This window comes from Dactylosporangium sp. NPDC006015 (assembly GCF_040614215.1).
GTDB lineage: Bacteria > Actinomycetota > Actinomycetes > Mycobacteriales > Micromonosporaceae > Dactylosporangium > Dactylosporangium maewongense.
The window spans coordinates 152,878-164,103 of sequence record NZ_JBEXUD010000025.1 but is presented as its reverse complement, the minus strand read 5'-3'; the positions used below and the strand labels follow the sequence as shown (position 1 = coordinate 164,103).

Here is an 11,226-nt window from a genome sequence, read left to right as displayed (position 1 = left end):
CCACGCTGCTCGGCGCGTTCCTCGCCGGCTACATCGCCTTCCTGTCCCGGCTGGTGCGCTCGGAGTCGCTGGTGGTGGGGGTACCGGTGGCCGGCATGGTCTGGCGCGCGGCCCGCGGCCACGTCCTCGGGTACGTCGCCGCGACCGTGGTCACCGCGGCGGCCCCGGTCGCGATGGCCTGGCTCACCCGGGAGGTGCTGGACCGGGTCGCCGGGCCGGGCCGGGCCGGCGCGGCCGCCGGGCTGCTCAGCCTGGCGCTGGCCCTGGCCGCCGCCGGTGCCGCCCTCGCCGTCGCCGTGCGGGCCGCGGAGTACCTCCGCAGCGAGGTGGACCGGCGGGCCGCGCTGCGCGGCAAGGACGAGCTCTTCGCCGCGGTGTCGAGCCTTCCCGGGCTGGCCCGCTTCGAGAGCCCGGCGTTCCTCGACCGGCTGCGGCTGGGCGTGCTCAGCGCGGCCAACCCCGGGCGGCTCGTGGACACCGCGCTGGCGGGAGTCCGCAGCGGGCTGACGGTCGCCGGGTTCGTCGGCTCGCTGGCCCTGATCAGCCCGGCGTTCACCGGCGTCGTCCTCGCCTCGGCCGTGCCGGCGCTGCTCATCGAGCTGCGCCTGTCGCGCCAGCGGACCGGCATGCTGTGGCGGATCGGGCCCGTGGAGCGGCGCGGCCTGTTCTACTCCAACCTGCTGTCCACCGTGGACGCCGCCAAGGAGATCCGGCTCTTCGACCTCGGCGGCTTCCTGCGCGGCCGGATGCTCGACGAGCAGCGCACCGCCGACGCGGCCCGGCGCCGCATGGACCGCCGCGAGCTGCTGGTCCAGGGCGGGCTGGCGGGCAGCTCGGCCGTGGTGGCCGGGGCCGGCCTGGTGTGGGCGATCCTCGCCGCCGGCGACGGCCGGCTCGGCGTGGGTGACGTGTCGATGTTCGTGGCCGCGATGGCCGGCGTACAGGCGTCCCTGGGCACGGTCGTCTCGGCCGGGGTGATGGCCTACGAGCACCTGTTGACGTTCCATCACTACGTCGCGGTGGTCACCGCCGAGCCCGACCTGCCGGTGCCGGCGTCACCCCGGCCGCTGCCGCCGCTGCGCCGGGGGATCGAGCTGCGCGACGTGTGGTTCCGCTACAGTCCCGACCACCCGTGGGTGCTGCGCGGGCTGAACCTGACCATCCCGTGCGGGCAGACGGTCGCCCTGGTCGGGCGCAACGGCGGTGGCAAGAGCACCCTGGTGAAGCTGCTGTGCCGGTTCTACGACCCGACCCGCGGCGAGATCCGCTGGGACGGCGTGGACATCCGGGACGTGCCGCCGGCGCAGCTGCGGGCCAGGATCGGCGCGGTCTTCCAGGACTTCGTGTCCTATGAGCTGACCGCCACCGAGAACATCGCGGTCGGCGACCTGTCCGCCGCCGCCGACCCGCGGCGCGTCGCCGACGCGGCCCGGGAGGCCGGGGTGCACGACGCCCTGTCCGCGCTGCCCCGCGGGTACCGGACGATGCTGAGCCGCGCCTTCGACGCCGACCCGGAGGGCGCCGGGTCCTCCACCGGCGTGCTGCTGTCCGGCGGCCAGTGGCAGCGGGTGGCGCTGGCCCGGGCGTTCCTGCGCCGCGACCGGGACCTGCTGATCCTGGACGAGCCGAGCGCCGGCCTGGACCCCGAGGCGGAGCACCAGGTGCACACCCACCTGCGCACCCTGCGGACCGGCCGGACCAGCCTGGTCGTGTCGCACCGGCTCGGCGCGGTCCGCGACGCCGACCGGATCGTGGTCCTGGCCGACGGCGTCGTGGCCGAGGAAGGCACCCACGCCGAACTGGTCGCCGCGGACGGTGGCTACGCGCGGCTCTTCGCCCGCCAGGCGGCCGGCTACCGCGACACCGTGCCCGCCGAGCCCGCTGAGCCCTTCAGGGTGCACGGATGATGTGGCTCCCGCTCGCCACGGCGGTGCTGGCCGCCCTCGGCGCCGTGTGGTGGCTGCGCCGGCGCTACCTGACGGTCACCGTCGACGGCCCCAGCATGCTGCCCACGTACCGCCCGGGCGAACGCCTCCTGGTCCGCCGGATCCCACCGGCAGCGCTGCGCACCGGCCAGGTGGTGGTCTTCACGGCCTCGCCCCCACCCCCACCGGCACCCCAGCGACCCGCGTGGATCGTCAAGCGCGTGGCCGCCGCCCCCGGCGACCCCATCCCGCGCGACACCGTGCCCGCCCTGCGCACCGTCCCGGGCAACCACGTCCCTCCCGACCGCGTGGTCCTGCTGGGCGACAACCCCGTCGTGTCCCACGACTCCCGCCGCTCCGGCTACTTCACCACCGACCGCCTCCTCGGCGTCGTCATCCGCCGCCTGGGCGCACCGTAGGACGGAATTGGTTGGACGGCACCGATCGTGCGGGCCGATACTGTGCGGCTGGTCTCCGGTTGACCGGCGTCCGGGGGCGATCGCCCACCGGGCCGTCGCGACGACGGGGCTGGGTGGTCATCGTGGAGCAGCGTTCGGAAGAAGCCGTCCTGCGTCGCCTGTACGCCGGGATTCGTGAGCGGCGGTCGCCGCAGGACGTGGCGGTGGACATCGTGGAGCTCGGCGCGCAGCGGTGGCTGAGCGCGGTGGGCTGCCGGGACCTGTATTCGATGATGCGGTACCAGCGGGCGCGTCAGCTGGTGGTGGCGCAGGACGGGCCGGCGGTGTGGACCGGGCCGGTCGGGTCGTCGATGCCGACGACGTGGCGGCATCATCCGGGGCTGGCCAGGGCGTACGAGACGGCCAAGGTCGCGGTGGACGCCGTCGCGCTCGCCGCGGCGCGACCGGCACCGGTGGCAGCGGACCCGGCCGAGCCGGCGGCGCTGCGCCTGTGGCTCGGGTCGGCCCTGACGCTGTTCGGCCTCCCCGACGAGGATCCCTGGCCGGCCCGCCGGACGGTCCCGCGCCGTCCGGTGCCGATCTCGTGGGCGGGCGGCACCTACTACCGGCTGCGCAAGCCGGCCGGGGCGCGGGGCGACCGGGGCGGGCACGCCGACGCCCGGGACCGGATGGCCGCCGCCACCCGCCGGGAGCTGCTCCCTGGGGTGTCGGTGCGCACGTACCGCCGGGCGGTGCGGGCCGTGCTGCACCTGCAGCAGCGCACCGAGGTGCTGGCCGCCGAACGGGACCGCGAGGCGTCGGTGGCGTTCGGCAAGGCGCGGCTGGCGTACCTCGTCACCGAGGAGGACTTCGTCGCGTGCCCGGCCACCGCCGCGTTCACCGCGTACTACGTGGCGCGGCTGAACATGCGGACCCTGTTCACGTCGGGGCGCCAGGCCCGGCCCATGGACACCCTCGCCGAGCAGCTGCTTGCGGCCGCGCTGTCGAGCCCGGCCTGCCGGCCGTGGGTGCTGGCGTCGGTGCTGACGCGGTGGTCCGTGCTGGACCGGCTCGACGACACGCAGTGCGGCCGGCTGATGGGCCTGTACTACGAGCAGCTCGCCGCGTCGGCGCGGGCACTGCGGCGCGCCTACGACGTGCGCCGCGACCCCACCCACATGATCATGCGGGCCGGCGACGACTCGTCGACGTGGAACAGCGCGTCCCGGGCGTTCAACCAGGCCCGCACCGGCTGGCTGAATCTGACGCGCGGACTCGGGTACGACGACGTCATCGAGGCGAGCTGCCCGGGCAAGGTGCCCGCGCTGGTGGCGGCCGACGTGGCGGCCTGGCACCGGCTGGAGGGCCGCGACCAGCACGCGGACGTGCAGGTGTGGGCGGACCTGCCGGTGCCGTGGGACGTCGTGCTCGGTGACGACTCGTGCGACGCCGACCTGGTGCGGCAGGCGTGCCGCCGGCACGGGGTGGATCCGGAGGCCACCGGCTGGACGCAGCCGTACCGTCAGGGCATGACCGAGCTGCCGGCGCCGGCCCGGGATCTGGTGCACGGAGTGACGGTGTCGTCGCCGCTGCTGGCCGGGCTCCTGCGGGAGACCGGCGTGTTCTCCGGACAGACACAGCGGCGATAACGCCTTGCGCCCACCGGCGCGATCGACGAGGCTGACGTGGCACGGCGGTAGCTCAGAGAGCCGGAGGAGGCTCCGGCCCGGCAGAGCGGGCGGCTCACGAACCTTCCGCCCCGTCCCCGTTTCGACCACGGGTCGTCGTGCACACAGGCCAGGTGTCCGGAACCGTCCGGGCGCCTGGCCTGTGTGGTGCTGCGGGCTGAGCGCGGATCGGGGCTCAGAACAGTCCAGAGGGCGGTGAACCGGCAGCCGAGGCCGTCGAGTCCACTGTGGATGGTGGTGGCGGCGGTACGTAGGCACCGGCGCCGATCCGGGTGACCGCCACCGCCTCGTAGGCGGACGTCAGCGAGCTGAGGTTGGCGGCGATCGAGGCCAGCGCGGCGACGGAGTTGGCGACCTGCCGGGTGCCGTCGGTGGAGCGGCTGGCGGCTGCGGCCAGGTCGTTGATGGTCGACGTCAGCGCCTGGGTGGTGTCGCCGGTGTCGTGGACCCGCCGGGTCATCTCGGCCGTGACGGTGCGCTGGTCGTCCACCGCCGCGGTGATGTCCGCCTGATGGCCGGTGATCTCGTGGATGACCTTCGTGATCGAGCCGAGCGCCGTCGCGGTGGCCTCCGCGTCGGTGCGGATGGCCGCCACCTGCGCGTCGATGCTGCCGGTGGCCTCGGCGGTCTGCTGGGCGAGGCCCTTCACCTCGTCGGCGACCACCGCGAAGCCCTTGCCGCTCGCGCCGGCCCTGGCCGCCTCGATGGTGGCGTTGAGCGCGAGCAGGTTCGTCTGGGCGGCGACACCGTTGATGAACGCGACCACGCCGCTGATCTCGGCGCTGGACGTGCCCAGCCGGGTCACGCTGACCTGGGTGTCGGCGGCCGTCGTGACGCCCTGCTGCGCCACCCGCCCGGCGTTGCCGGCCCGCTCGGCGATCGCGTCGATGCTGGTCCGCACCGCGTCGGCCCCGGACAGCAGGCCGCGCATGTTGGCGGTGACGTCGTCGATGGAACCGGACAGCAGCACCGCCTGCTGGGCGGTCTCCGCGGTGTGGCGGGTGACCGTCGAGGCGTTCGTGGCCAGGTCGTCGGCGGCGTCGCGCAGGTTGTGCGCCTGCTGTGCGATGCCGGTCATGAGCGTGCGCATGCCCTCGGTGGCCTGGTTGATGGTGCCCGCGATCCAGCCCATCTCGTCGTCCCGCGCGATCGGCAGCTCCAGGTCGAGACGGCCGTTGGCGAGCGCGTCGAGCGCGGACATGGCGCGGCGCATCCGGCGGGCGAGCCGCCGTGCCGCGTGCACCGCCTCGGCGAGCAGCACCGCCACGACGCCGGCCACGACCAGGGCGACGTGCCGGTAGGTGGTGTCGCCGGAGTCCAGACCCAGCCAGATCAGCGTGATGGCGAGCGGGAGCACCGCCGCGACCACCGTCCGGGCGGTCAGCTCGAACACGATCGTGCGCCACCAGCGGCGCTCGGGTCGTTTCACGGCCGGCTCTGGTGACGATGGGGACACAGTTCCCCATCGGCGACCACCGCGCGGAGTTGAGGCCGAATGCGCCGCTTCGTTCGTGGATCCGGCCGGGGTACGGCGGTGCCGCCGGGCGTCCTGCCCCGGGCGCCGCTCGATCGCGGTGGAGCCGGGGCAGGCGTGTGCTGCGGGAGGACGGGCCGCTCAGGTGATGGGGACGTCGCGGCGGCGGAAGCCGGCCAGGCCGGCGACGACCAGGGCGACGGTGATCGCGGTCAGGACCAGCAGCGGCGCCGCGGCGACCGGCCCGCCCGGGACGTGGGGGATGTGGGTGAAGGGGGAGACGTCCAGCAGCGCCTGGCTCAGCTGCAGCGCGGCGCCGACCTGCCCCAGGATCACGCACAGCGACAGCGCCGCCCAGCCGATCGCCGGGGCGCGGCGGGGCGCCAGGCCGAAGACCGCCACGGTGAGCGCGGCGAGGAGCCAGATCGCGGGCAGCTGGACCAGCGCCCCGGCCAGGACGCGGGGGAGCTCCCGCCCGACGGCGCCGGTCGCCGTGCCGTAGAGGAGCCCGGCGGCGAGACCGGTCACGACCATCACGAGCGTCGGGCCGAGGAACGCGAAGACGAGGTGCGACGCGGCCCACCGCAGCCGGCTCACGCCGGTGGCCAGCAGGGCCTCGCTGCGCAGCGCCGCCTCCTCGGTGCGCATCCGCAGCGCCGCGGAGATGCCGTAGGCGGCGACCGCGATCGCGCCGAGGCCGAGCGAGCCGGCGATGAACACGTCGCCGGCGCCGGACGCGCCGCCGAGGCGCTCCATGATCTGCTTGAGCTGCTCGTTGTCGGCCAGCAGATCCCCCGAGGTCTTCGCGACGCCGCCGAAGAGCAGCCCGCCGACGATCCCGAGGCCGATCAGCCAGCCGTACAGGGAGCCGCGGTGCAGCCGCCACGCGAGCGCCAGCGGGCTGGCGAGCCCGGGTCCGGCCGACGCCGGGCCGAGCTTCGGGGGCAGCAGCCCGGCGCCGACGTCGCGGCGGGCCGACAGGCGCAGCGCGAGCGCGGTGACGGCGAGCACGGCGGCGGCGATGACCGCGAACACCCACCAGTGGTCGCCGGCATAGGCGCGCACGTGGTAGATCCAGCCGAGCGGCGAGACCCACGACAGCCATGACAGACCACCGCCGGCGACGTCGCCGGCGCCCCGCACCCCGAACGCGACGCCGACAATGGCGACGCCGATGCCCCGGGCCGCGCCCGCGCCCTCGCTGAGCTGCGCGGCGGCCGCGCCGACGGCGCCGAAGAGGATGCCGGCGCCCGCCCAGGCCAGTCCCATGGCGGCGGCGCCGCCGGCCGGCGTGTGCTGGCTGATCATGCCGAGCGTGACGAGCGCGCCGACGAGCACGCTCGCGCAGGAGATGGTGGCCAGCGCCGCGGCGACCGGGGCATGGCGGCCGACGACGGTCGCGCCGAGCAGCTCGCGGCGCCCGGCCTCCTCCTCGACCCGGGTGTGCCGGATGACGAACAGCACCCCGATCAGCGCCATGATCACCATGCCGGTCGCGGACCGCCAGTAGATCAGCGCCCCGAGGCTCGCGTTGTCCGGCTTCGTCCCGTAGAACAGCAGCAGCATCGGGTTGCCGGCGAGGTTGTCGATGTAGCCCTGCCGCCCGGCGTCGGTCGGGTAGAGCTGCGCGGTGCCGGACGCGAGGGACAGCGGCAGCAGGCCCAGCAGCAGCATCCAGATCGGCAGCAGCACCCGGTCGCGGCGGACGATGAGGCGGGCGAGGGCGCCGGTGCCGGTGAACGCGCTCATTTCGACGGCTCCGTCTCGTAGTGACGCAGGAAGAGCTCCTCGAGCGTCGGCGGCTGGCTGACGAGGCTGCGCACGCCGTGCGAGGTCAGCTGGCGCAGCACGGTGTCGAGTTGCGCCGAGTCGACCTGGAGCCGCACCTGGTGGTCGCGCACGTGCAGGTCGTGGACGCCGGCCAGATCGGCGAGGCCGTTGGGCGGGGTGCTCAGCTCGGCGGAGATGGACGTGCGCGTCAGGTGCCGCAGCTGCGTCAGGGTGCCGGTCTCGACGGTGCGGCCCTGGCGGATGATGCTGACCCGGTCGCAGAGCGCCTCGACCTCCGACAGGATGTGGCTGGACAGCAGCACGGTGCGGCCGCGCTGCTCGGTCTCCTCGGCGACGACCTGCCGAAACACCTCCTCCATCAACGGGTCCAGGCCGGAGGTGGGCTCGTCGAGCAGCAGCAGCTCGACGTCGGAGGCGAGCGCGGCGATGAGGCCGACCTTCTGCCGGTTGCCCTTGGAGTAGGCGCGGCCCTTCTTACGGGGGTCGAGGTCGAAGCGCTCGAGCAGCTCGTCGCGGCGGGCCCGGTTCACCCCGCCGCGCAGCCGGCCCAGCAGGTCGATGACCTCGCCGCCGGAGAGGTTGGGCCACAGGGTGACGTCGCCCGGCACGTACGCCAGCCGCCGGTGCAGCGAGACGGCGTCGTGCCACGGGTCGCCGCCGAGCAGCCGCGCGGTGCCGCCGTCGGCGCGCTGCAGGCCGAGCAGGATCCGGATGGTGGTGGTCTTGCCTGCCCCGTTGGGACCGAGGAACCCGTGCACCTCGCCCTGCGCGACGGTCAGATCGAGGCCGTCCAGCGCGGTGGTCTGGCCGAACCGCTTGATCAGTCCGGCGACCTCAATGGAGTTTTCCATGCTTCAGACGCTACACTCATTTCACACAAGTGTGAAAGTTCGTGTTGGACAATTGACGGATGGAATCCCACATGCGAGATGAGGCGGCGTTACGGGCCTTCGTGGAGGACATGGCCAGGCTGCTCGGCGACTGGGGCTTCCCGCGCATGGCCGGCCGGGTCGTCTTCACGCTCATGGCCGCCGACGAGCGGTCGCTGACCGCCGGCGAGCTGGCCGACCGCCTGGGTGTCAGCGCCGCCGCGATCTCCGGCGCCGTGCGCTACCTGTCGCAGATCTCGATGGTGGCCCGCGAGCACGTCCCCGGCGACCGTCGCGACCGCTACCGGCTCGTCGACGATTCCTGGTATGAGGTGACGGTCGCCAAGATGACCCTGCTGAAGACCCTCGCCGACGCCGCCGACGTGGGCGCGGCCGCGGCGGGCGGACCCGGCACCACCGCCGGCGCCCGGCTCGCCGGGATGCATGACTTCTACACCTGGGTGCAGGACCGGCTGCCGGCCCTGCTCGACCAGTGGGCCGCGGAGAAGGCGGCCAAGGCGGACTGAGTGCCCGGAGACGGACCTGCCGCCGGCCCGTTGGGGAGCCGGCGGCAGGTCGGTCGGGTGCGGGAGCTACTTCAGGGACTTCATCCAGTCCCGCAGCTGGCGGGCCTGGCGGTCGAGCTCGCCACGCGCCGCGTCGGTGCCGGCGGCGGGGGAGCCGGCCAGCGCGATGATCTTGTTGAGTGAGGTGCCCGCGGCGTTGTAGTCCAGCCGCAGGTACGCGGCCTGTGCCTCGTCGAGGAGCGCGGTGACCGCCGCGGCGGACTCCGGGTCCAGGGTGCCACCGGCGGCGCCGGCGGTGATCAGCGTGCGGGTCTGCCGGAAGGTCGAGCAGTTCGCCTCGCTCTGCCCGGCCGTCCAGTTGATGCCCGCCAGCAGGATCCTGGTGAAGTCCTCACGGTAGTACTGCGCGCGGTCGTGGCCGAGGATGAGCGAGAAGGCGCGGCCGCCGTCGTAGTTCTGGCACCACGCGATCGGGTGGTCGCCACCCATCAGCGCCATCGGGACGTTCGCGGCGTTGCCGCTGTTGAGGCTCCGGCGGTACGTCGACTCCTCGAGGCTCAGCAGCGTGTGCACCTCGGCCCGCGGGTTGTGGTCGAAGTTGTACAGCTCGTCGATGGTGAGCCAGGTCTTCGGCAGGTGCGCCGTGGCCGGGTTCGTCGGGTCCTCGGTGTTGACCTGCACGTTGATGCAGCTGCCGCAGGTGCCCTCGCCGTTCTGCCCGCCCGGGTGGTTGGTGAACCACGCCCCGACCAGGTCGCGGTACCAGGCCACGTTGTGGATCGCGTCGGACGCGCCGTGCAGCCCGACGAAGCCGCCGCCGGCCTGGATGTACCCCTGGAACGCGGCCAGCTCGGCGGCGTTGAGCGCGTCGGACGCCGGTGCGCTGTTGGGGTTGGTCCCGTCCACCGGGGAGCCGAAGATGACCGTCTTGTACTTCGCCAGGTCGGCGGCGGAGGTGAACGGCGTGCTCGACAGCGACGCCGGGGCCAGCCGCGGGTCCCAGATGTCGACGTCGAAGCCGTGCTGCTGACCCCACTGCTGGACGAGCAGGGCGGTGTCGGCGATGTGGTCGTGGCGGAAGCCCTTGGTGGCCGAGAAGTACAGCACCCGGTAGGTGGCGCCGGGGAAGTTCGTCGAGGCCGCGAGCGGCGTCGCCGGCGCGATCGGGTTCGGCCCGATGGCCGGCGTGACGGTCATACCGGTCGCCGGCTCGGCCGGGAGCTTCCCGGCGAGCTTGTCCTGCAGGTAGCGGGCGTCGCCGACGAGCGTGTCCCGGGCCGCGGCGGAGACCGATGCGTCCTGCGCGGCGGCGACGAACTGGTTGAGGGCCCGCTTCGCCTGGTTGACGTTGCCCGCCTCCGCGAGGCCCGCCGCCTCCGTCAGCTTGGCCCGCAGGTCGGCGCCGAGGTCCGCGCCGATCGCGCCGGCGGTGACGTAGCCGCCGATCAGGGTGTCGAGTTCGGCGAACGACGTGGTCACCACGAAGGTCTGCTCGAAGTGCGCCGCGTTGCCGGCGGCGTCGCTGGCCACCACTCTGATCGTGTGCGCTCCGGTGGCCAGGGTGGAGGTGGCGACGGGCAGCGGGGTCGTCTCGGTCTGGTCGATCCACATCCGGTGGATGAAGACGCCGCCGGAGCCCGGCGCGGGATCGGTGCGGGTCGGGATCAGCGTGGCGGTGTGGCCGACGTGCCCGTCGACGATGCCGGGCCAGCTGACCACCGGGGCGACGGTGTCGACCCGGACCGTGATCGTGCGGACGGCCTCGGCCGAGCCGTCGCCGCCGACGGCGCGGTACCCGACCGTGGTGGTGCCCTGCTGGGTGATCTGCACGGAGCCGCTCAGGCTCGCGGGGAACGGACCGGTCGCGGATACCGCGGTCTGGAACGGTGCCGTGTTGCCGAGCCGGTACTCCAGGCGCTGGACGCCGTTGGCCGCGTCGGTCGCGGACAGGTTCAGCGTGACCGGGCCGCGGTAGTAGTTGTTGGTGCCGCTGGGGGTGGCCGGGGTGAGTGTGGCCGGCGCGCTCGTCGGCGCGGCCCATGCCGGGGTGGCGATGACGAGCGACCCGACGGTCATGGACGCGACGGGCACGGCGGCGACCAGGCACCGTAACAGGTGCCGGCGGGCGTCTGGGCGGGCTCGGCCGGAGGTGGTTTGGCTGGGCATGGTCTTCCTTCCGGTTCAGGAACAGGAAAGGCGAACGAACGGGTCTCCGATGCGGCCGGAAGGGTCCCGTCCCTCCGGCCGCACCGGCCAACCACTCCGACTTCGCCGCCTCCGGCTGTGGAGCGCACCCACAGCCGGACCCTCTGGGCAGCGATGCCGGAGAGCTTCTGTATCGCCGCGTGCGTCGCCGGCACGTGTGCATGCGTCGATGGCAACGGTGGTCCCGGCGGCGCGTCCGTGAGGACGGCCGTGGGGTCAGCGTTGCTCGACGGTCACGGTGCGCAGGTCATCGCGGCGGGTGCAGGCACGGATCGAGCCGGCTGCGGTGTGCTGCGTGGTGGGTGTCAGAGCTGAAGTGCAAGCGGACCACCTCCCCGGCTCGTTCACA

The 11,226-nt window shown here is 73.9% G+C and carries 8 protein-coding genes; 4 read left to right on the top strand and 4 right to left on the bottom strand.

Annotated features, from left to right (window positions below; genetic code table 11):
• From ABZ321_RS35465 to ABZ321_RS35455, 3 genes are all read left to right on the top strand, one after another.
• Positions 1-1,907 (top strand): ABC transporter ATP-binding protein (locus tag ABZ321_RS35465; RefSeq protein WP_354899540.1); only part of this gene is annotated, 1,907 nt, incomplete at its 5' end.
• On the top strand, positions 1,904-2,344 hold the full coding sequence (locus ABZ321_RS35460; RefSeq protein WP_354899537.1) for a S26 family signal peptidase: 441 nt from the start codon (positions 1,904-1,906) through the stop codon (positions 2,342-2,344). The genes ABZ321_RS35465 and ABZ321_RS35460, both read left to right, overlap by 4 nt.
• 122 nt (positions 2,345-2,466) lie before the next feature.
• Positions 2,467-3,972 carry a hypothetical protein gene (locus tag ABZ321_RS35455; protein ID WP_354899534.1) on the top strand — a complete coding sequence of 502 codons (1,506 nt, stop codon included), beginning with the start codon at positions 2,467-2,469 and terminating at the stop codon, positions 3,970-3,972.
• A 214-nt stretch (positions 3,973-4,186) separates the two neighbouring features.
• Here ABZ321_RS35455 and ABZ321_RS35450 read toward each other — a convergent pair whose 3' ends face one another.
• The 3 genes from ABZ321_RS35450 to ABZ321_RS35440 all read right to left on the bottom strand — a co-directional run bounded on the left by ABZ321_RS35450 (position 4,187) and on the right by ABZ321_RS35440 (position 8,127).
• Positions 4,187-5,440, bottom strand: a complete 1,254-nt coding sequence (locus ABZ321_RS35450; RefSeq protein WP_354899531.1) for a methyl-accepting chemotaxis protein — start codon at positions 5,438-5,440, stop codon at positions 4,187-4,189.
• Between the two features lie 186 nt (positions 5,441-5,626).
• Positions 5,627-7,234: an ABC transporter permease gene (locus tag ABZ321_RS35445; protein WP_354899528.1), complete on the bottom strand. Its 1,608-nt coding sequence runs from the start codon at positions 7,232-7,234 to the stop codon at positions 5,627-5,629.
• Positions 7,231-8,127, bottom strand: a complete 897-nt coding sequence (locus tag ABZ321_RS35440) for an ABC transporter ATP-binding protein (protein ID WP_344511133.1) — start codon at positions 8,125-8,127, stop codon at positions 7,231-7,233. Before ABZ321_RS35440 ends, ABZ321_RS35445 begins: the two co-directional genes overlap by 4 nt.
• Positions 8,128-8,198: 71 nt before the next feature.
• Between ABZ321_RS35440 and ABZ321_RS35435 the strand changes: the two genes are divergently transcribed.
• A complete protein-coding gene (locus ABZ321_RS35435) occupies positions 8,199-8,672 on the top strand; it encodes a MarR family transcriptional regulator (protein WP_344511135.1) in 474 nt (157 codons plus the stop codon).
• Positions 8,673-8,738: 66 nt separating this feature from the next.
• Here ABZ321_RS35435 and ABZ321_RS35430 read toward each other — a convergent pair whose 3' ends face one another.
• The gene (locus tag ABZ321_RS35430; RefSeq protein WP_354899524.1) at positions 8,739-10,838 is read right to left on the bottom strand and encodes a ThuA domain-containing protein; all 2,100 of its coding nucleotides are present in this window, start codon (positions 10,836-10,838) and stop codon (positions 8,739-8,741) included.
• Between the last annotated feature and the right edge of the window lie 388 nt (positions 10,839-11,226).